A 21,159-nucleotide genomic window follows, 5' to 3' on the forward strand; every position below is an offset into this window, starting at 1 on the left:
TGTTCTACTTCACCTGGGTGGTGGCGAAGTTGTTATTGGTGAGAGGGTTGATGTGATACCCCTCCACGTTTGCGCGCATGGCTGTGAACATCTTCGGATGCGCCATGCTGATCCACGGTTGATCTTCATCGTACACCGCCAGTGCCTTTACATAGAGCGCTGCGCGCTCATTTGTATCGGTGATGGTGCGGGCTTTGTCGATCAAGGCCTGGAATGTCTGATTGCACCAGCGGGCATAGTTCTCACCACTTTTCACCGCATCGCAGCTGAGCAACGGGGTGAGGAAGTTGTCCGGGTCGCCGTTGTCGCCGGCCCAGCCGGTGGAAACCATGTCAGGTTCGCCCTTTTTGGCACGGCGCAGCATCTCGGCCCACTCCATCACGCGAATGTCGACCTTCAGGCCGATTTTCGCCAGGTCGGCCTGGAGCATTTGCGCGCTCAGTTGCGGGTTGGGATTGGTCGGCCCGCCACCGTTGCGTGTGAACAGGGTGAGCACCGTGCCCTCCGGTACACCAGCCTCTTTGAGCAGCGCGCGGGCTTTGTCCAGATCGCGTGGTGGGTTCTGGTTGGCGGTGTTGTAGCCCATCAGCGTCGGCGGATAAGGGTTGACGCCAACCAGGGCGTTGCCCTTGCCGAACAGCTGGTCGACGTGGGTCTGGCGGTCGAAGGCGATGTTGATGGCTTTGCGCACCCGCACGTCGCTCAGGTACTTGTGCTCGGTATTGAGGGAGATGTAACCGGTGGTCAGCGCCTCCATCTCGGCGACTTTCAGTTTAGGGTCGGTCTTGATGTTGGAGATGTCGTCGGGCTTGGGGTAGAGCGCCACCTGGCATTCGTTGGCCTTGAGCTTTTGCAGGCGCACATTGTTGTCGCTGGAAATGGCGAAAATCAGCGCATCGGCCGGTGGCTTGCCGCGGAAGTAGTCAGGGTTGGGCTTATAGCGAACCTGAGCATCCTTGACGTAGCGCTGGAAAATGAACGGGCCGGTGCCAATCGGCTTGCTGTTGAGGTCGGCGGTTTTACCGGCCTTGAGCAACTGGTCACCATATTCGGCGGAGTAGATCGAGGTGAAGGCCATGGCCAGGTCTGGCAAGAATGGCGCTTCAGGGCGGGTGAGCGTAAAGACCACGGTGTGGTCATCGGTCTTCTCAACGCTTTTGAGCAGGTCTTTGAAACCCATGCTCTCGAAGTAAGGGAAACCGATGCTGGTCTTGTTGTGCCACGGATGGTTCGGGTCCAGTTGGCGGCGGAAGCTCCAGAGTACGTCGTCGGCATTCATCGCCCGGGTGGGTGTGAAGTAATCGGTGGTATGAAACTTCACCCCTTGGCGCAAATGAAAGGTGTAAGTCAGGCCGTCGTCGCTGATCTCCCAGCGCTCGGCCAGGGCCGGCTGGATTTCGGTGGTGCCGGGTTTGAAATCGACCAGGCGGTTGAACACGGTTTCGGCCGAGGCGTCAGCGGTGACTGCGGTGGTGTACTGCACAATGTCGAAGCCTTCCGGGCTGGCTTCGGTACAAACCACCAGCGGCTTGGCCGACAGGCCCGCCGCAGCACTCAACAGGACGGCTGCCAGGGCAGCCTGTAACGGTAGCAATTTCATGAAACCTCCCTGCTATCAATTAAGCCAGCGTAGCCGCCACAGCCGGTTCAGTGAACCGGCATGGCGGCCTGCGCCTTAGAGAATGTTGAATGGAATGGTGGTCACGATGCGCAGCTCGTCCAGGCTGCCGTCGCCTTGGTTCTTGCTGGCGCGGTGAGCGGTGTAGGTTGCACGCACGGTGGTGTCTTTGAGTGCACCGCTCTGTACCGCATAGCTGGTACCGATACCCCACTCATAGTGGTTTTCGCCATCGAGGTTTTTCACGTCGTAACCGGTACCGGTGTAATGCGTACCGTCGATGCCCCAGCCGCGCGCGTTGTACAGGTTGAACTTCAGGCCGGGTACACCGTACTGAGCCATGTTCAGCACGTAAGCGATCTGCATGGACTTCTCGTTCGGGCCGTTGAAGTCCGAGAGCAGGGAGTTGGCCAGGAAAATGGCGTTGGTTTCATGCAGGTAGTCGAAGTACTCGTTACCGTTCACTTGCTGGTAGGAGAAGGTCAGGTTGTGCGCCTGATGGGTCAGGCCCAGCGACAGACTGTAGGTGTCGTTGTCGATGTCACCGAGTTCGCTGCGACCTTCATCTTTGGTTTTGTAGTAGTTCAGGCCAGTGGTCAGGCTCAGTACCGAACTGTCGCCCAGTTCATGGTTGGCGCCGAAGTAGTACTGGTTCCAGAAGTCTTCGACCTTGGACACATACAGGCTGGTGCGCAGGCTCTGGAGCGGCTGGTAGTTGATACCGGCCATGCTGATGCGGTCGGTTTCTGCGCCATTGGCGCCGTACTCGGAGCGGAATTTGCTCAGGCTCTGTTCGGTACGAGGTGAGACGCGGTCGAAAGTGCCGGCGTCGAACGACAGGTTATCGAACTCTTCGCTGTGAATGCTCACGCCCTGGAAGCTCGAGGGCAGGGCACGGTTGCCGATGTAGGCAATCACCGGCGTGTCCACCGAGTGGCGGCCGGCGGTCAAGGTGGTGTTGGACACGCGCGCCTTGACGTTGGCCAGGCCCATTTTGCTCCACTGGCCAATGACATCGCCGTCGCTGTGGGTCAGGGTACGGTTGTTCGGCCCGGCCACTGCAGCACGCCCTTGCTCGAGGGCGATGGCGTTGTAGGCGGCGACTTCGGTGGCGAAGCCGATCGTGCCTTCGGTGAAACCCGAGCTGTAGTTGAGGATCGTGCCCTGAACCCAGTTGTCCCGGCTGTGGGTGTCGTGGCGGCTGCCATCACTTTTGTAGTACTTCCACAGGGGGGCACGGGTCGCGCGTTCACGGGCGTACCAGTTACGGGTCGATCCGGAGAGGCTTTGCCCTTCGAAAAAGCCCGTGGCGGCGCTTTGCGCGCTGGTGGATTTGACGCTGAGCGGCACATAGTCCTGGCTTACGGTTTCGCCGTGGGCTACGGCCGACAGGCCGCTGAGGGACAATGCCAATACTGCAGATGTGGTTCGTTTCAAGGTAAAGCTCCCTTTCTTTTCTTTTTTTTAGTTGTCGCCTGGCCTTGTGAGCTGGGCGATTTTTGCGGTGGAACACGGGGTGCAAACGTTTGTTCGGTGACAAACGCGCTTATTCAGGCTGCACGGGGTCGCGGGAGTGGATCGCACTCCCTTGACCGTTGCAGGGGTTAATCGACGCTTACGCCGGAAAAGACGTTGCGCCCGAAGGGGCTTACCTTGAAGTCCTCGACCTTGGCACTGAGCGGTTGGTTGACCGTCGAGTGAGCGATCGGAGTAATTGGCACTTGCTGCTTGAGCAACTGCTGGGCCTGTTGATAAATCACGCTGCGCTGTTCACGGTCGGTGATGGTCTTGGCTTTTTTGACCAGCGCGTCGTACTGCGGGTCGCACCACATGGAGTAGTTGTTGCTGCCGATGGCGTCGCAGCTGTACAGCGTGCCCAGCCAGTTGTCCGGGTCACCGTTGTCGCCGGTCCAGCCGATCAGCGAGATATCGTGTTCGCCGTCCTTGGTGCGCTTGAGGTATTCACCCCACTCGTAACTGACGATTTTGACCTTGAAGCCGACCTTGCCCCAGTCGGCCTGAAGCATCTCGGCCATCAGCTTGGCGTTGGGGTTGTAGGGGCGTTGCACGGGCATGGCCCACAGGGTGATTTCAGTGCCTTCCTTGACCCCGGCAGCCTTGAGCAGTTCGCGGGCCTTGTCCGGGTTGTACTCGGCGTCCTTGATGCTGTCGTCATAAGACCATTGCGTCGGTGGCATGCTGCCAACGGCCAGTTGCCCGGCATGCTGATACACCGCTTGCACGATGGCGGCCTTGTTCACTGCCATGTCCATGGCCTGGCGCACCTGCAACTGGTCGAACGGTTTGTGCTGTACGTTGTAGGCGATGTAGCCGAGGTTGAAGCCGGGCTTTTCGATGACCTGCAGTTTTTCATCGCTTTTCAGCGCATCAATATCGGCAGGGCGAGGGTTCACGGTGACCTGACATTCATTCTTGCGCAGCTTTTGAATGCGTACGGAAGGGTCGGTGTTGATCGAGAAGATCAGTTGCTCAAGCTTGACCTGATTTGGGTCCCAATAGTCCTTGTTGCCGCGATAACGAATCTGCGAGTCCTTCTGGTAACGCTGGAACACAAACGGGCCGGTGCCAATCGGTTGCTGGTTGATGTCGCTGGGACGCCCGGAGAGCATCAAGTGATGGGCGTACTCGGCAGAGAGGATCGAGGCGAAGCTCATCGCCAGGTTCTGCACGAACGCGGCATCAATGCTGTTGAGCGTAAACACCACCGTCATGGGTGCGGTTTTCTCAATCCGTGCGATGTTCTTGTCCAGGCTCATGCCGACGAAGTATGGAAATTCGGTGGGGTAGGCCTTACGGAATGGGTGCTGGCGATCAAGCATGCGGTTGAAGGTGAACAGCACGTCGTCGGCATTGAAGTCGCGGCTGGGGGTAAAGGTTTTGTTGCTATGAAACTTCACGCCTTCGCGCAGGTGGAAGGTGTAGGTCAAACCGTCGGGTGATACTTCCCAGCGGGTGGCCAGTGCCGGCTTGACAGCGGTCGCGCCGCGTTCGAACTCCACAAGACGGTTGTAGATCGGCTCTGCAGCGTCGTTATCGGTGGCACTGGTGTACTGCGCAGTGTCGAAACCTCCGGGGCTGCCTTCAGAGCAGAACACCAGGTTCTTGGCCAGGCTCAGCGGGGCCTGGGTGAGCAGGCCGAGGCCTAGCAGCGTTGCAAAAAATGGGGTATTGCGCATGGCGGTCCCTTGTCCTTTGTTGTGATTTAGCGGTCCTAAGCGCACAGCCAAGCGCATTGCACTTATCACGGTACTCACGACGTTAGGTGCGACGTGGGTTCGATGGTAGGTAGCAATTACGCAATGGTGTGTAGGAAGTTTCCGAGAGCGGCTGCGACTTTTCCGTGTCGTAACATTTGCGCTCGATCTGCCCGGCCGACACCAAGCCACCCCGGATGCCAAACACGGCATCGCAGGGAGGATTGGGCGGCTGCTATTTGGACACGCTTACCCCATAGAAGGAGTTCAAACCGAACGGACTGATCTTGAAGTCCTGCACGGTATTGCGCATGGGCTGGTACACCGTCGAGTGGGCGATCGGGGTCATCGGGACCTGATCTTTGAGACGATGCTGGGCTTGCTTGTACAACTCGGTACGCTTGGCCTGATCGGAGGTGGCCTTGGCCTGCTTGATCAGCTTGTCGTATTCAGGGTCACACCACTTGGAGAAGTTGTTGCCTTCAACCGCATCGCAGCCGAACAGGGTACCGAGCCAGTTGTCTGGGTCACCGTTGTCACCGCTCCAGCCAATCAGCATGGCGCCGTTTTCGCCGCCTTTGGAGCGCTTGATGTACTCACCCCACTCGTAGCTGACGATCTTGGCGTTGATACCGATCTTCTTCCAGTCCGACTGCAGCATTTCGGCCATCAGTTTGGCGTTGGGGTTGTATGGGCGTTGTACCGGCATGGCCCACAGGGTGATTTCGGTACCTTCCTTGACCCCGGCTTCCTTGAGCAGTTGCTTGGCTTTCTCCGGGTCGAACGGCGCGTCTTTGATGGTGGTGTCGTACGACCATTGGGTTGGCGGCATGGCGTTGACTGCCAGTTGACCAGCGCCCTGATACACCGATTTGATGATTTCCGGCTTGTTCACCGCCATGTCCAGGGCCTGGCGAACCTTGAGCTGGGCCATCGGGTTGGGTTCGTTGCTGCCCTTGATCTTGTCCATCACGTTGTAAGCGATGTAACCCAGGTTGAAGCCAGCCTGGTCAGGCATCTTCAGGTTCGGGTCGGCCTTGAGTGGCTCGATGTCGGCAGGGCGCGGGAACAGGGTGACCTGGCACTCGTTCTTCTTCAGCTTCTGCATACGCACCGACGCGTCGGTGGTAATGGCGAAGATCAGGTTGTCGATCTTCACGTCATCAGGCTGCCAGTAGTCTTTGTTGCCTTTGAAGCGAATCTGCGCGTCTTTCTGGTACTTGCTGAATACGAATGGACCGGTGCCAATCGGTTTCTGGTTGATGTCGGCCGGCTTGCCTTCTTTGAGCAACTGATCGGCATATTCGGCTGACTGAATCGAGGCGAAGCTCATCGCCAGGTTCTGGATGAATGCGGCATCGACGCCATTGAGGGTGAACTTGACCGTGTGATCGTCAAGCTTCTCTACCTTGGCAATGTTCTTGTCCATGCCCATGTCGGTGAAGTACGGGAACTCGGTGGGGTAGGCCTTACGGAACGGCATGTCCTTGTCGAGCATTCGATTGAAAGTGAACAGCACGTCGTCGGCGTTGAATTCGCGAGTCGGCTTGAAAAAGTCGGTGGTGTGGAACTTGACCCCTTCGCGCAGATGGAAGGTGTAGGTCAGGCCGTCATCGGAAACATCCCAGCTGGTTGCCAGGCCCGGGACAACAGCGGTACCGCCGCGCTCGAATTGGCTCAGGCGGTTGAAAACAGTCTCGGCTGAGGCATCGAAGTCGGTTCCGGTGGTGTACTGGCCTGGATCGAAGCCAGCGGGGCTGCCTTCAGAGCAGAACACCAGGTTAGTCGCCGCGAGGGCAGAAGGAGCGCCGGCAAGTAAGCCTGCGCCGACCAGGAACGGAATGACCGCGTTTTTGAGCATGGTGGCCTCATTGTTGTCATTTTTGGTTTGAGGTGGCCTTGTGAGCCGACCTGCGGATACTTATGCAGGCCCCATACCCATTGCAACACTCAAAAGGATAGGTCGTGATAAACAGTGGGACGAACGTACAGGAATGTCGCATTCGTATAACTTGTTGCGGAGTTGATCGTTTGCGAGGGGATATTTCAGTATGTTTCGAGGACGTTGTGCGCGGAGATGGTCACGGCTAGCACCAGAATGGTGCATTCAGTTGCAGGGTGTAACTGAGTTCGCGGCAGCCGCAACTGCCGCGAAACAGTACAAAAAGTAACGTTACTCAGGGCATCTGTACTTCGATGGTACCGTCGGCACTGAGGCTGACCTGGCTGGTACCCGCTTCGATGTCCGGGCTGGGGGCCGCGCCTTCGGCATCCATGCTGGCTTTCATCATCATCGGTGCACTACGGGCGTAAGGATGAGGGTAGCCGCTGCTGTTGAGGTTGAGGTTGACCACTTTGTAGCTTTTGCCGCCCAAGGCCTCGGTGGCCAGCTGAGCGCGGGTCTTGAAGGCATTGACGGCATCTTTGAGCAGCTCGTCTTCACTGGTTTTGCGCGTGGCCGGGGCAATGGAGAAGTCCATGCCGCCCATCTTCAGCTGTTGCAGCAGGTCGCCGGTAAGTTTGGACAAGGCCGGGAAGTCGGCGCTCTCCAGGCGCAGTTCAGCGCGTTCACGCCAGCCGGTGATCTTCTGGCCCTTGTTGTCGTAAATCGGGTAGCTGTTGCGGCTCCCCTGGCTGATTTTCACTTCCTTGACTTCGCGGGCCTGTTGCACCGCTTTGTTCATGGTCTCGGTGATTTCCTTGGCCAGCTTGCCCGGGTCGGTGTTCTGCGCTTCGCTGTACAGGGTCACGACCATCAGGTCGCGCGGCACTTCCTTACTGACTTCAGCACGCAGCGAAATCTGGTTGTAACGTGGCGCTTCGGCCAGCGCTGGGAGGCTGGCGAGCAGGCTGGTGGCCATTACGAGTGCGGCGCTGCGACGAGCATTAAGCATGGATGACTCCTTGAAAATGAGGCGTGGACACACTGAAATCCATTCCACGCAGGCCCATGAGACTCGCAAGAGTGTAGTGAGGTTCAAAAAGGCCATCATGGTTGTGTAAAAAAGTGTGGCGCTTTGCCGCAGGTCAGCAGACCGCGACACAGCTTCGGTATACTCGCCACGATTCGCCCTGGAGCGCTCATCAGGAGAGCTCATGCTCGCCCCCGTACAACTGTTATCAGCATCACGTCAGAACCTCTGGCGCCTGACCTTCATCCGCATTCTGGTATTGGCCGCCCAGGCAGGTTCGGTGGGCGTCGCCTACTGGACGGATCTGCTGCCGTTACCCTGGCTGTCACTGGTCATCACCCTGGGCCTGTCCAGTTTGCTGTGTGCGTTCACCGCCTTGCGTTTGCGCCTGTCGTTGCCGGTCACGGAGTTGGAGTACGCCCTGCAGCTGGCCTGTGACCTGTTGATCCACAGTGCCTTGCTGTACTACTCAGGCGGTTCGACCAACCCCTTTGTGTCTTACTACCTGGTCCCGTTGGCCATTGCAGCGGTGACCTTGCCCTGGGTGTATTCGCTGGTACTGTCGGGCATTGCCCTGGCGGCCTACAGCCTGTTGCTGGTGCAGTTCTACCCGCTTGAGACCTTCCCCATGGCGCGGGAGAAGATGCAGGTCTATGGCATGTGGCTGAGCATCGCCCTGGCGGCGGCGGTGATCACTTTCTTTGCGGCAAAAATGGCCGAGGAGCTGCGCCGTCAGGAACAGCTGCGTGCCGAGCGTCGTGAAGAAGGCCTGCGCGATGAGCAACTGCTGGCGGTCGCCACCCAGGCTGCCGGTGCCGCCCATGAGCTGGGCACACCGCTTGCGACCATGAGCGTGCTGATCAAGGAAATGCGCCAGGACCACAACGACCCGATGCTTCAGGAAGACCTGGCGGTACTGCAGGACCAGGTCAAGCTGTGCAAGGAAACCTTGCAGAATCTGGTGCGGGCTGCGGAAGCCAATCGGCGCATGGCAGTGGAAAATCAGGAGGTCACGGCCTGGCTCGACGAAGCCCTGAACCGTTGGCACCTGATGCGCCCTGAAGCCAGCTACCGCTTTCAGCGCTTGGGCCAGGGCAGTGTGCCGCGGCTGGCGCCCCCACCTGACCTGACCCAGGCGTTGTTGAACCTGTTGAACAATGCAGCCGATGCCTGCCCGGACGATCTGGAAGTGCGTCTGGACTGGGATGCGCAAGATATGGTGATCAGCATCCGTGATCATGGCCCGGGTGTGCCCCCGGCCATCGCCGAAGCGATTGGCAAACCTTTCTTTACCACCAAGGGCAAAGGCTTCGGCCTGGGCCTGTTCTTGAGCAAGGCCAGCGTGACGCGTGCTGGTGGCTCGGTAAAACTCTATAGTCATGAGGAGGGCGGTACGCTGACCGAGCTGCGCCTGCCGCGTGACACGCGAGGAGATGTGTGATGAGTGATGAAATTCAGGTTGAAGGCGAAGAGCTGCCGCACCTGTTGTTGGTAGATGACGACGCCACCTTTACCCGCGTTATGGCCCGGGCCATGAGCCGCCGGGGTTTTCGTGTGAGCACCGCGGGCTCTGCCGAAGAGGGGCTGGTGCTGGCGCAGCAGGACGTGCCCGACTACGCCACCCTGGACCTGAAAATGGATGGCGACTCGGGCCTGGTACTGCTGCCCAAGCTGCTTGAACTCGACCCGGAAATGCGTGTGGTGATCCTCACTGGTTACTCCAGCATTGCCACGGCGGTTGAAGCCATCAAGCGTGGCGCCTGCAACTATTTGTGCAAACCAGCCGACGCTGATGACGTATTGGCGGCGCTATTGTCCGAGCATGCGGACCTGGACAGCCTGGTACCGGAAAACCCTATGTCGGTTGACCGCTTGCAGTGGGAGCACATCCAGCGTGTGCTGACCGAGCATGAAGGCAACATCTCTGCAACGGCCCGGGCATTGGGCATGCACCGGCGCACCTTGCAGCGCAAATTGCAGAAGCGTCCGGTTCGCCGCTGACCCCCGGTTTAGCTTCCTGTAGGAGCGGGCTTGCCCCGCGATAGCGGTTTATCAGGCACACCGCATCGCGGGGCAAGCCCGCTCCTACATGCCCCGCGATGGTTGTTGTTGGCGTATCATTAGCCTCCTAACGACAGCCACCGGGATCGTTCTGCATGCTCGCCCTATTTCTTCAGACGCTGAACATCACGGCGCCGGTCTTTGCCATGTTGTTCATGGGTGTGCTGCTCAAACGCATCAATGCGATCAATGATGGCTTTATCCACACCGCCTCGGCACTGGTATTCAACGTCTGCATGCCGGCGTTGCTGTTCCTGGGGATCTATCACGCTGATCTGAGTGCAGCCGTTCAACCGGGGCTGTTGCTGTACTTTGCCATTGCGACCCTGATCGGTTTCGGCCTGGCCTGGGGGCTGGCGATCTGGCGCTGCCCGCGCGAAGACCGCGGTATCTACACCCAAGGCGCGTTTCGCGGTAACAACGGAGTGATTGGCCTGGCGCTGGCGGGGAGTATGTACGGCGATCACGGCATTTCGCTGGGCGCAGTCCTCGCCGGCCTGGTGATCCTGCTGTACAACTCGTTGTCGGTGGTGGTGCTGGCGGTGTACAGCCCAAGCGCCAAGTCTGACCCGTGGAGTATCTGCAAAAGCATTCTGCGCAATCCGCTGATCATCAGTGTGCTGGTGGCGGCGGTGATGGCCTACGCTCAAGTAGTGTTGCCGAACTGGTTGCTGACGTCGGGCGATTACCTGGCGCAGATGACCCTGCCGTTAGCACTGATCTGCATTGGTGGCACCTTGTCGCTGGCTTCGCTGCGCCAAAGTGGCGGGATCGCCCTCAGTGTCAGCATGCTGAAAATGGTCTGGCTGCCGCTGCTTGCCACACTGGGTGCCTTTCTCTGGGGTTTTCGAGGCGCCGAGTTGGGTATTTTGTTCCTCTACTTCGGTAGCCCCACGGCAGCGGCAAGTTATGTGATGGCCAGGTCCACCAATGGTAATCATCAGTTGGCGGCGGCAATTATCGTCATAACCACCCTGATGGCCGCTATTACCACCAATATCGGCATCTTTTTCTTGCAGTGGGGCGGTTGGATCTAGATCCTGTCAAAAATAATTCCAACACTGCCTCTTAGCCTCGAGGACACTTCATGCAAGACGAGATCACCCCAGAGCGGTTACACCGCGGGCTGAAGAATCGCCATATCCAGTTGATTGCGCTGGGTGGCGCGATCGGCACCGGTCTGTTCCTGGGAATTGCCCAGACTATCCAGCTGGCTGGCCCATCGGTGTTGTTGGGTTACGCCATTGCCGGCCTGATTGCCTTCTTCATCATGCGCCAACTGGGTGAGATGGTGGTCGAAGAGCCGGTTTCCGGTACCTTCAGTCACTTTGCCCACCGTTACTGGAGCGAGTTCGCCGGGTTCATGTCCGGCTGGAACTACTGGGTGCTGTATGTGCTGGTCGGCATGGCCGAGCTGACGGCGGTGGGGATCTACATCCAGTACTGGTGGCCTGGCTTCCCGACCTGGGCAACGGCGGCGATCTTTTTCGTCATCATCAACCTGATCAACCTCACTCAGGTGAAGGTGTTTGGCGAGATGGAGTTCTGGTTTGCCCTGATCAAAGTGGTTGCCATCGTCAGCATGATTGCTTTCGGTGGTTACTTGCTGATCAGCGGCAATGGCGGCCCTGATGCCAGTGTTGCCAACCTGTGGCAGTACGGTGGTTTCTTTCCCAATGGTGTCAGCGGTTTGATGATGGCGCTGGCAGTGATCATGTTCTCCTTTGGTGGCCTGGAGTTGGTGGGGATCACGGCGGCTGAAGCTGACAATCCCAAGCACAGCATTCCGCGCGCAACCAATCAGGTCATCTACCGCATTCTGATTTTCTACATCGGCGCCCTGGCGGTGCTGTTGTCGTTGTACCCGTGGCAGAAGGTGGTACAGGGCGGCAGCCCGTTCGTGATGATTTTCCATGCCCTGGACAGCAATCTGGTGGCGACCGTTCTCAACCTGGTGGTGCTGACGGCGGCGCTGTCGGTGTACAACAGCTGTGTGTACTGTAATAGCCGCATGCTGTTCGGCCTGGCTACCCAGGGTGATGCGCCCAAGCGCTTGCTCAAGGTCAATGAGCGTGGTGTGCCATTGGCTGCGCTGGGGATTTCGGCACTGGCCACCGGCCTGTGCGTGCTGATCAATTACCTGATGCCAGCCGAAGCCTTTGGCTTGTTGATGGCGCTGGTGGTGTCGTCGCTGGTGATCAACTGGGGGATCATCAGCATCACCCACCTGAAGTTCCGCCGTGCCAAACAGGCCGCTGGCGAAACCACGTTCTACAAAAGCTGGGGCTACCCGATCACCAATTACGTGTGCCTGGCCTTCCTCGCGCTGATCCTGGTCATCATGTACCTGACGCCGGGCATCCGTATTTCGGTGCTGTTGATCCCGGTTTGGCTGGCTGTACTGGGCGTGGCGTTCTGGCTGAAAAAGAAAGGTGACAAGGCCGCCGTGACTGCTAACTGACGGCCATGTGGGGTGATCGATCAGCTCTGCTGGTAGCTGTCGATCACCTCTTGAGCGGCGCGGAAGGCATCAATCGCTGCCGGTACACCGGCGTACACTGCGCAATGCAGCAGCGCCTCGCGAATCTCTTCAACCGTGCAGCCATTGTTCAAAGCGCCACGCACGTGCCCCTTAAGCTCTTGTGGGCACTTTAGCGCGGTGAGTGCGGCCAGGGTGATCAGGCTGCGGGTTTTCAACGGCAAGCCTTCACGGTTCCAGACACCGCCCCAGGCGTGTTCGTTGACGAAGTCCTGCAGCGGCTGAGTGAACTCGGTGGCATTGCCCAGGGCACGATCGACAAATGCATCGCCCATGACCTGACGGCGGACCTGTTCGCCGGTTTTAGTGGTATCGCCCATCTTGTTTTCCTTAGTGTTGGCGGCGCCAGGCGCGAAGGGTCGTATACAGCAGCAACGCTCCGAGCACTGGCAGTGCATAGAACAGCATCAGTTTTTCCAGGCGCGTGGCCAGTGGCATGCCGGTGGTGAAGGCCACCACGTGCAGACCATAAGCCAGGTACAAGCCGAGAAACACCAGACCTTCGGCGCGGGTTACCCGGTAGCCGGAGTAGAACACCGGCAGGCTCAAGGCGGCGACACCGAGCATTACCGGCAGGTCAAAATCCAGGGCGTTGGGTGAGATCGACAGCGGCTCTGGGGCTATCAGAGCGGTCAGGCCCAACACTGCCAGCAGGTTGAACAGGTTGCTACCGATAACGTTGCCCACGGCAATTTCGCGTTCACCGCGCAAAGCAGCGATCAGTGAAGTGGCCAGCTCGGGCAGGGATGTACAGACGGCGACCACGGTCAGGCCAATTACACGCTCCGAAAGGCCCAGGTCGCCTGCCACCTCAACGGCGGCTTCCAGCAGCAGGTGGCCAGCCACGCTCAGCAAGCCCAGGCCGGTCAGCATCATCAATAAGCTTGTGACCCAGAAACCGCCGCCTTGTTGTGGTCGCGGGCCGGGGGCTGGAAACGTGCGGGCATAGTGACGCGACTGGTGCCAGAGCACCGCCAGATAAGCCAGCAGGCCGAGCAGTAGCAGTGCACCTTCAAGGCGCCCCAGCAGTTCGTTGAGTGCCAGCAGGTACACCACCAGGCTGGCACCAATCATCAGGGGAATATCCAGGCGCACCAGCTGGCGCGAGACGCGCAAGGGAATGATCAATGCCGCCAAGCCGAGAGTGACCAGAATGTTGAAGATGTTGCTGCCGATCACGCTGCCCACCGCGACGTCTGGAGCGCCGGTATAGGCGGCTTGCAGGCTGACGGTGAGCTGCGGTGCGCTGCTGCCGAAGGCAACCAGGCTCAAGCCGATAATCAGCGGGCGGACCTGCAGGCTGGCGGCCATGCGTAACGCCGCACGAACCAGTAGCTCGGCACCGGCGATCAGCAGCAGCAAGCCAAAAGCCATCTGCAGCAGGCTGAAGGTGGGTAGGGCGGCCAGGTCGAAAATGGTTGTTCTCCGTAACAGGTTCAGTCGCTGAGACTTTGTACCCGGACGCGAGCAGTTCCGCTACGGATCATGCCGAGTTTTTCTGCCGCAGCACGCGATAGATCGATCAGTCGGCCACGGGTGTGCGGGCCGCGGTCGTTGATACGCACGATCACGCTGCGGTCATTCTTCAGGTTGGTGACTTTGACCTGGGTACCGAAGGGCAGGCTGCGATGGGCTGCTGTCAGGGCATTTTGATTGAAGGGTTCGCCGCTGGCGGTGCGTTTACCGTGATGGCGGGAGCCGTAATAGGAAGCGGTGCCGGATTGGTCGTAGCCGCGTGGATCTACATCGTGGCTGGCACAGCCGGCCAGCAGGGAAAAAAGCGCGAGTGCGCTGAAGGGACGCCACATGTGTGCGAGAGCTCCTAAGGGGCTTTCGCGGGGCAAGCCCGCTCCTACAGCAAGTTACTGTGGGAGCGGGCTTGCCCCGCGAAAAGCAGGCGACGCGAATTACCCTTCGAGCTTGCTCTTGAGCAATTGGTTCACTTGCTGCGGGTTGGCCTTGCCCTTGGAGGCTTTCATGGCCTGGCCGACGAAGAAGCCAAACATCTTGCCGCGCTTGGCTTCGTCGGCAGCGCGGTACTGCTCGACCTGCTCGGCGTTGGCCGCCAGCATTTCGTCCAGTACCTTCTCGATCGCGCCGGTGTCAGTCACCTGCTTCAGGCCTTCGGCCTCGATGATCTGATCGGCATCGCCTTCGCCCGCTGCCATCTTCTCGAACACCACTTTGGCGATTTTGCCGCTGATGGTGTTGTCGAGGATGCGCTTGAGCATGCCGCCCAGGTAGGCCGCGCTGACTGGCGACTGGTCGATTTCCAGGCCCAGCTTGTTGAGCAGGCTGCCCAGCTCGACCATAACCCAGTTGGCGGCCAGTTTGGCGTCACCACAAACACCCACCACTTGTTCGAAGTAGTCGGCTTGTTCACGGCTCGAAGCCAGTACGTTGGCATCGTAGGCCGACAGGCCGAACTGGCTCTGGAAGCGTTCGCGTTTCTGTGGCGGCAGCTCAGGCAGGTTGGCGCGCAGGCTGTCGAGGTAAGCACCTTCGATTACCACCGGCAGCAAGTCCGGGTCGGGGAAGTAACGGTAGTCGTTGGCTTCTTCCTTGCTGCGCATGGAGCGGGTTTCGTCTTTGTTCGGGTCGTACAGGCGGGTTTCCTGAATGACCTTGCCGCCGTCTTCGATCAGCTCGATCTGGCGCTGAATTTCGCTGTTGATCGCGCGCTCGATGAAGCGGAACGAGTTGACGTTCTTGATTTCGCAGCGGGTGCCGAATTCGACCTGGCCCTTTGGTCGGATCGAAACGTTGCAGTCGCAACGCAGAGAGCCTTCGGCCATGTTGCCGTCGCAGATGCCCAGGTAACGTACCAGCGCATGGATGGCTTTGACGTAAGCCACGGCTTCTTTGGCGCTGCGCATTTCTGGCTCGGAAACGATTTCCAGCAGCGGCGTGCCGGCACGGTTCAGGTCGATACCGGTGGAGCCGCTGAAGTCTTCGTGCAGGCTCTTGCCGGCGTCTTCTTCCAGGTGTGCACGGGTAATGCCGATGCGTTTGACCGTACCGTCTTCCAGAGCGATGTCCAGGTGGCCTTTGCCGACGATTGGCAGTTCCATCTGGCTGATCTGGTAGCCCTTGGGCAGGTCAGGGTAGAAGTAGTTCTTGCGCGCGAACACGTTGTGATGGCCGATCTCGGCGTCAATCGCCAAGCCGAACATGCACGCCATGCGCACCGCTTCCTGGTTGAGCACCGGCAGTACGCCGGGCATACCCAGGTCGATCAGGCTGGCCTGAGTGTTCGGCTCGGAGCCGAACGTGGTGGCGCTGCCGGAGAAAATCTTCGACTGGGTGGCGAGCTGGGTGTGAATCTCCAGCCCGATGACAACTTCCCATTGCATGTGATGGTCCCTCAGAAGCCGTTAGGTGCGCGAGTGTGCCAATCAGTCACTTGCTGATAGCGGTGCGCGACGTTGAGCAGGCGGCCTTCCTGGAAGTACGGGGCGAGCAACTGCACGCCAACCGGCAGACCGTCGACAAAACCGGCCGGCATCGACAGGCCCGGCAGGCCGGCGAGGTTGGCGGTGATGGTGTAGACGTCTTCCAGGTACGCGGCGACTGGGTCGTTGTTCTTGGCGCCGATCTTCCAGGCCAGGTTTGGCGTGGTTGGGCCGAGAATCACGTCGACGTCGTTGAAGGCAGCCATGAAGTCGTTCTTGATCAGGCGGCGGATTTTCTGCGCCTGCAGGTAGTAGGCGTCGTAGTAACCGGCCGACAGGGCGTAGGCGCCGACCATGATGCGACGTTGTACTTCGGCACCAAAGCCTTCGCCACGCGAGCGCTTGTACAGGTCGGTCAGGTCTGCGGGGTTCTCGCAGCGGTAGCCGAAGCGCACACCGTCGAACCGCGACAGGTTGGAAGAAGCTTCAGCCGGTGCGATGACGTAGTAAGCCGGAATCGCGTGTTGCATGTTCGGCAAGCTGATTTCCTTGACCACGGCACCGAGCTTTTCCAGCTCTTTGACGCTGGCCTGAACCAGGTCGGCAATGCGTGGGTCAAGGCCTGCACCGAAGTACTCCTTCGGCAGGCCGATGCGCAGGCCTTCGAGCGAGCCATTCAGGCTGGCGCTGTAGTCTGGGACCGGCTCGTCGATGCTGGTGGAGTCTTTGGCATCGAAACCGGCCATGGCTTGCAGCATCAGCGCACAGTCTTCGGCGGTACGGGCCATCGGGCCGCCCTGGTCGAGGCTGGAGGCGTAGGCAATCATGCCCCAGCGCGAAACACGACCGTACGTCGGTTTCAGGCCGGTGAGGTTGGTCAGCGCTGCCGGCTGGCGGATCGAGCCGCCAGTGTCGGTGCCGGTGGCACCTGGCAACAGGCGTGCGGCAACCGCAGCCGCCGAACCACCGGAGGAACCGCCCGGTACGTGTTCAAGGTTCCACGGGTTTTTCACCGCGCCGTAGTAGCTCGACTCGTTGGCCGAGCCCATGGCGAATTCGTCCATGTTGGTCTTGCCCAGCGTCACAGCGCCCGCTTCGGCCAGCTTGCTGACGACGGTGGCGTCGTAAGGAGCCTTGAAGTTGTCGAGCATCTTCGAGCCGCAGCTGGTGCGTACGCCCTGGGTGCAGAACAGGTCTTTGTGGGCGATTGGTGCGCCGAGCAGGGCACCGCTTTCACCGGCGGCGCGACGGGCGTCGGCGGCGCGGGCCTGGCCGATGGCCAGCTCTTCGGTGACGCTGATGAAGCTGTTCAGTTGCGGGTCGAGCTGGTTGATCCGTGCCAGCAGGGCGCGGGTCAGCTCTTCGGAGGAAAACGACTTGTCGGCGAGTCCGCGGGCGATCTCGGCCAGGGTCAATTGATGCATGGCGTGCTCTATTCCCTTACTCGATGACTTTCGGAACCAGGTACAGACCACCTTCCGTCGCCGGAGCAATGGCCTGGTAGCTGTCGCGATGGTTGCTTTCTGTAACAATGTCGGCACGCAAGCGCTGACTGGCTTCCAGCGGGTGGGCCAACGGCTCGATGCCAGTGGTGTCGACGGCTTGCATCTGGTCGACCAGTCCCAGAATACTGTTCAGGGCATCGGTAGTGCGTGGCAGATCGGCTTCATTCAGGCCCAGGCGGGCCAGGTGAGCGATCTTTTCCACGTCGCAGCGTTCAAGCGCCATGGGGATCTCCTGGGGGAACAAAACGGAATTGGTCCGCGATGAGGAACATGCTGGCAGATTTACGGTCATAAGGCCGCGATCGTGTGCTGGCTTGCTCGGAAAAACTGCCAATTTAACATATTGGCGCCTTGCCCAAAATCCCCGCCGTTGTTAGAGTTTGCCGCACTTTTTTACCCACGCGTTGCCTAGGGTCACTTTCCCATGTTCAAGAAACTGCGTGGCATGTTTTCCAGCGATCTATCCATCGACCTGGGCACTGCCAACACCCTTATTTACGTGCGTGAGCGCGGTATCGTCCTGAATGAGCCCTCGGTTGTGGCCATTCGTACTCACGGCAACCAGAAGAGTGTCGTCGCGGTCGGTACCGAAGCCAAGCGCATGCTGGGCCGTACGCCCGGCAACATTGCTGCCATTCGTCCGATGAAAGACGGCGTGATCGCTGACTTCAGCGTCTGCGAAAAAATGCTGCAGTACTTCATCAACAAGGTTCACGAGAACAGCTTCCTGCAGCCAAGCCCGCGCGTGCTGATCTGTGTACCGTGCAAGTCGACCCAGGTTGAACGTCGTGCCATCCGTGAATCGGCGCTGGGCGCCGGTGCCCGCGAAGTGTTCCTGATCGAAGAGCCGATGGCTGCCGCTATCGGTGCCGGCCTGCCGGTCGAGGAAGCCCGTGGTTCGATGGTCGTCGATATTGGTGGTGGTACCACCGAAATCGCATTGATCTCCCTGAACGGTGTGGTTTACGCCGAATCCGTACGTGTTGGCGGTGACCGCTTCGACGAAGCGATCGTGACCTATGTGCGCCGTAACTACGGCAGCCTGATCGGCGAATCCACTGCCGAGCGCATCAAGCAGGAAATCGGTACTGCCTACCCAGGTGGTGAAGTTCGTGAAGTTGATGTTCGCGGCCGTAACCTGGCCGAGGGCGTACCACGTGCCTTCACGCTCAATTCCAACGAAGTGCTCGAAGCGCTGCAGGAATCGCTGGCGACTATCGTTCAGGCCGTCAAAAGCGCCCTGGAGCAATCGCCTCCGGAGCTGGCTTCCGACATCGCCGAGCGTGGCCTGGTACTGACCGGTGGTGGCGCCTTGCTGCGTGACCTCGACAAGCTGCTGGCGCAGGAAACCGGCCTGCCGGTCATCGTTGCCGAAGACCCGCTGACCTGTGTTGCCCGCGGCGGTGGCCGTGCCCTGGAAATGATGGACAAACACACCATGGACCTGCTCTCCAGCGAATAAGCTGGCCGCAGTACACATGCCGCCCGGTTTACAGGTAGTGCTCACAGTGCTACCTGTATGTGCTGGGCTTACGTCCGTGTGGGCGTTATCTTCCGTCAATCCAACAAGCAGGCCGGTGCGTTCGTATGAATGACCTCTTGAATCGTCGTCTACGAGGAGCGGCTTATTAAACCGCTTTTCGCCAAGGGCCCTTCTCTGGGCGTGCGCGTGCTCGTGCTGGTTGTACTGGCGATCACCCTGATGGTGGTCGATGCGCGTTTTACCCTGCTCAAGCCGGTGCGCAGCCAGATGGGGCTGGTGTTGATGGAGTCCTATCACATCACCGACTTGCCGCAGAGCCTGTGGCAGGGTATCGCCAGCCAGTTTGGCAGCCGCACCGAACTGATCGCCGAGAACGAGAAACTCAAGACCGAAGCCTTGCTCATGCAAGGGCGTGTGCAGAAGCTGGCCGCCCTGACTGAGCAGAACGTGCGCCTGCGCGAGCTGCTCAATTCGTCGGCGCTGGTTAACGAGAAAGTCGAGGTCGCCGAGCTGATCGGTGTCGACCCCAACCCATTCACCCATCGCATTCTCATCAATAAGGGTGAGCGTGATGGTGTGGTGCTGGGCCAGCCGGTGCTCGATGCCCGCGGTCTGATGGGCCAGGTGGTTGAGCTGATGCCTTACACCGCACGGGTGTTGCTGCTGACCGATACCACCCACAGCATTCCGGTGCAGGTGAACCGCAACGGCCTGCGGGCGATTGCCAGTGGTACTGGTAACCCTGAGCGGCTGGAACTGCGCCATGTCGCCGACACGGCAGATATCAAGGAAGGCGATCTGTTGGTCAGTTCCGGCCTGGGGCAGCGTTTCCCGGCGGGTTATCCGGTAGCCACGGTAAAAGAAGTGATCCACGACTCCGGCCAGCCGTTCGCTATCGTTCGGGCAGTGCCGACTGCAGCGCTGAACCGCAGTCGCTACCTGTTGCTGGTATTCACTGACAGCCGTACCCCCGAGCAGCGTGCCACTGATGCCGCCATGGCGCAGGAGGCCGCTGATCGGCAGGGCCTGCCGAGCGGTGCCGAGGCTGCGGTACCTGGATCGACGGCCCCTGCTGCTCCGGCGCCTGGAGCCGCTGCAGCGACGCCAGCCAGCACCGGGCAAGTGCCTGCCACGCCACCGGCAGCTGCACCTGCAGCGCCGGCGCACACGCCAGCGGCGGCACCGGCTGCCGCTAGCGGCGCTACCCCGCCCCCTCCCCGGGAGAGACACTGATGGTGAGTACTCGCAGCCGAAACGGCTGGGTAGTCTGGCTGACCTTCCTGTTGGGCCTGCTGCTGAGCGTTTCGCCGTTGCCGCAGTTCATGGAAGTGTTCCGACCAATGTGGCTGGCACTGTTGCTGGCTTTCTGGACCTTGGCCCTGCCGCACAAGGTTGGTATGACGACGGCCTTTGTCCTCGGCCTGGCCGAGGACGTGCTGTACGGCACGTTACTGGGGCAGAACGCCTTGGTTCTGACCCTGATCACCTTCTTGGTGCTGACCTTGCAACAACGCCTGCGGATGTTCCCGATGTGGCAGCAAAGCCTGGTGATTCTGGTGATTTTCGGTTTGGCCCAGCTGGTGCAATTGTGGCTGAGCGCGCTGACCGGCAACCGCCTGCCAACCCTGGCGCTTATCTGGTCGGCGGTCATCAGTGCCTTGCTCTGGCCCTGGATCAGCTACGCCCTACGCGGGCTGCGTGTACGCCTTAGCATTAACTGAGCCCGCTTCCCGACGTTGACAGGGAGAAGTCACGATGACCCCGTTGTACCTGGCCTCTGGTTCACCCCGCCGTCGCGAATTGCTGACCCAGATTGGCATTCCCTTCACTCCCCTCAGCGCTTCGGTCGATGAAACCCCGCTGCCTGGCGAGGCCGCGCCGACTTACGTCGAGCGCCTGGCGCGGGCAAAGGCAAGCGCTGGCCTGACTACACTGCAACCCCTCGATGCGAGCACTCCTGTAGCGGTGCTGGGCGCGGACACCGCCGTGGTGCTCGATGGGCGGATCCTTGGCAAACCCGTCGATCGAGAAGACGCCTTGGCCATGCTGGCTGCATTGTCGGGTCGCGATCATCAAGTATTAACAGCCGTTGCCGTTGCTGATCACCAGCGTTGTTTGAGCGTGTGTGTCGCCAGCGACGTGCGCTTTGGCCCGATTTCGAACGCACAAGCACAAGCGTACTGGGCTAGCGGCGAACCACAGGACAAAGCCGGGGCTTATGCGATCCAGGGCCTGGGTGCGGTGTTCGTGCAACGAATCGAAGGCAGCTATTCGGCGGTGGTGGGCTTGCCGTTGAGTGAAACAGCCGAGTTGCTGGCGCAGTTTGCCATTCCCTGCTGGCAATTGTCGTCGGCCCGCTGAGCGAGGAACGAACGCTGCTAGCCAGTCGCCCACGAGCGATCCATCATTACTGAAGTCCTTTGACGAGAGCCTG

At 59.7% G+C, this 21,159-nt stretch carries 19 protein-coding genes; 8 read left to right on the forward strand and 11 right to left on the reverse strand.

Annotated features, from left to right (window positions below):
• Positions 1-4 precede the first annotated feature (4 nt).
• The 5 genes from E1573_RS21925 to E1573_RS21945 all read right to left on the reverse strand — a co-directional run bounded on the left by E1573_RS21925 (position 5) and on the right by E1573_RS21945 (position 7,727).
• Entirely contained in the window at positions 5-1,600 is a 1,596-nt protein-coding gene (locus E1573_RS21925; protein ID WP_133216652.1) for an ABC transporter substrate-binding protein, read from the reverse strand.
• Positions 1,601-1,675: 75 nt separating this feature from the next.
• Positions 1,676-3,055, reverse strand: a complete 1,380-nt coding sequence (locus tag E1573_RS21930; protein WP_133216653.1) for an OprD family porin — start codon at positions 3,053-3,055, stop codon at positions 1,676-1,678.
• A gap of 167 nt (positions 3,056-3,222) precedes the next feature.
• Entirely contained in the window at positions 3,223-4,815 is a 1,593-nt protein-coding gene (locus E1573_RS21935; protein WP_133216654.1) for an ABC transporter substrate-binding protein, read from the reverse strand.
• A 253-nt stretch (positions 4,816-5,068) separates the two neighbouring features.
• Positions 5,069-6,694, reverse strand: a complete 1,626-nt coding sequence (locus E1573_RS21940; protein ID WP_133216655.1) for an ABC transporter substrate-binding protein — start codon at positions 6,692-6,694, stop codon at positions 5,069-5,071.
• 316 nt (positions 6,695-7,010) lie between these two features.
• Positions 7,011-7,727: an SIMPL domain-containing protein gene (locus E1573_RS21945; RefSeq protein WP_133216656.1), complete on the reverse strand. Its 717-nt coding sequence runs from the start codon at positions 7,725-7,727 to the stop codon at positions 7,011-7,013.
• A gap of 202 nt (positions 7,728-7,929) precedes the next feature.
• Between E1573_RS21945 and E1573_RS21950 the strand changes: the two genes are divergently transcribed.
• From E1573_RS21950 to E1573_RS21965, 4 genes are all read left to right on the forward strand, one after another.
• Positions 7,930-9,186 carry an ATP-binding protein gene (locus tag E1573_RS21950; RefSeq protein WP_133216657.1) on the forward strand — a complete coding sequence of 419 codons (1,257 nt, stop codon included), beginning with the start codon at positions 7,930-7,932 and terminating at the stop codon, positions 9,184-9,186.
• Positions 9,186-9,746, forward strand: a complete 561-nt coding sequence (locus E1573_RS21955) for a response regulator transcription factor (RefSeq protein ID WP_045184713.1) — start codon at positions 9,186-9,188, stop codon at positions 9,744-9,746. Before E1573_RS21950 ends, E1573_RS21955 begins: the two co-directional genes overlap by 1 nt.
• A gap of 155 nt (positions 9,747-9,901) precedes the next feature.
• Positions 9,902-10,843 carry an AEC family transporter gene (locus tag E1573_RS21960; protein WP_133216658.1) on the forward strand — a complete coding sequence of 314 codons (942 nt, stop codon included), beginning with the start codon at positions 9,902-9,904 and terminating at the stop codon, positions 10,841-10,843.
• A 50-nt stretch (positions 10,844-10,893) separates the two neighbouring features.
• Entirely contained in the window at positions 10,894-12,267 is a 1,374-nt protein-coding gene (locus E1573_RS21965; protein WP_133216659.1) for an amino acid permease, read from the forward strand.
• A gap of 20 nt (positions 12,268-12,287) precedes the next feature.
• On the opposite strand, the gene E1573_RS21970 is transcribed toward E1573_RS21965, so the two are convergent.
• The 6 genes from E1573_RS21970 to gatC all read right to left on the reverse strand — a co-directional run bounded on the left by E1573_RS21970 (position 12,288) and on the right by gatC (position 17,465).
• Complete coding sequence (locus tag E1573_RS21970; protein ID WP_133216660.1) at positions 12,288-12,665, reverse strand: carboxymuconolactone decarboxylase family protein; 378 nt, start codon at positions 12,663-12,665, stop codon at positions 12,288-12,290.
• Positions 12,666-12,675: 10 nt separating this feature from the next.
• Complete coding sequence (locus tag E1573_RS21975; protein WP_133216661.1) at positions 12,676-13,719, reverse strand: calcium/sodium antiporter; 1,044 nt, start codon at positions 13,717-13,719, stop codon at positions 12,676-12,678.
• Positions 13,720-13,781: 62 nt separating this feature from the next.
• Positions 13,782-14,153: a septal ring lytic transglycosylase RlpA family protein gene (locus E1573_RS21980; RefSeq protein WP_133216662.1), complete on the reverse strand. Its 372-nt coding sequence runs from the start codon at positions 14,151-14,153 to the stop codon at positions 13,782-13,784.
• Positions 14,154-14,252: 99 nt separating this feature from the next.
• Positions 14,253-15,698 (reverse strand): Asp-tRNA(Asn)/Glu-tRNA(Gln) amidotransferase subunit GatB, encoded by a 1,446-nt coding sequence (gatB, locus tag E1573_RS21985; protein ID WP_133216663.1) that lies wholly within the window; start codon positions 15,696-15,698, stop codon positions 14,253-14,255.
• 11 nt (positions 15,699-15,709) lie between these two features.
• Entirely contained in the window at positions 15,710-17,161 is a 1,452-nt protein-coding gene (gene gatA, locus E1573_RS21990) for an Asp-tRNA(Asn)/Glu-tRNA(Gln) amidotransferase subunit GatA (protein ID WP_133216664.1), read from the reverse strand.
• 16 nt (positions 17,162-17,177) lie between these two features.
• Positions 17,178-17,465 carry an Asp-tRNA(Asn)/Glu-tRNA(Gln) amidotransferase subunit GatC gene (gene gatC / locus E1573_RS21995; protein ID WP_133216665.1) on the reverse strand — a complete coding sequence of 96 codons (288 nt, stop codon included), beginning with the start codon at positions 17,463-17,465 and terminating at the stop codon, positions 17,178-17,180.
• Between the two features lie 201 nt (positions 17,466-17,666).
• On the opposite strand from gatC, the gene mreB reads away from it, so the two are divergent.
• From mreB to E1573_RS22015, 4 genes are all read left to right on the forward strand, one after another.
• A complete protein-coding gene (mreB, locus tag E1573_RS22000; RefSeq protein ID WP_008371426.1) occupies positions 17,667-18,704 on the forward strand; it encodes a rod shape-determining protein MreB in 1,038 nt (345 codons plus the stop codon).
• 213 nt (positions 18,705-18,917) lie between these two features.
• Positions 18,918-19,958 (forward strand): rod shape-determining protein MreC, encoded by a 1,041-nt coding sequence (gene mreC, locus E1573_RS22005; RefSeq protein ID WP_371925209.1) that lies wholly within the window; start codon positions 18,918-18,920, stop codon positions 19,956-19,958.
• Positions 19,958-20,446, forward strand: coding sequence for a rod shape-determining protein MreD (mreD, locus tag E1573_RS22010; RefSeq protein ID WP_133216667.1), 489 nt, complete (start codon positions 19,958-19,960; stop codon positions 20,444-20,446). Before mreC ends, mreD begins: the two co-directional genes overlap by 1 nt.
• Positions 20,447-20,480: 34 nt before the next feature.
• Positions 20,481-21,086, forward strand: a complete 606-nt coding sequence (locus tag E1573_RS22015) for a nucleoside triphosphate pyrophosphatase (protein ID WP_133216668.1) — start codon at positions 20,481-20,483, stop codon at positions 21,084-21,086.
• Positions 21,087-21,159: the final 73 nt, after the last annotated feature.

The organism is Pseudomonas sp. H9, from assembly GCF_004353925.1.
Lineage (GTDB): Bacteria > Pseudomonadota > Gammaproteobacteria > Pseudomonadales > Pseudomonadaceae > Aquipseudomonas.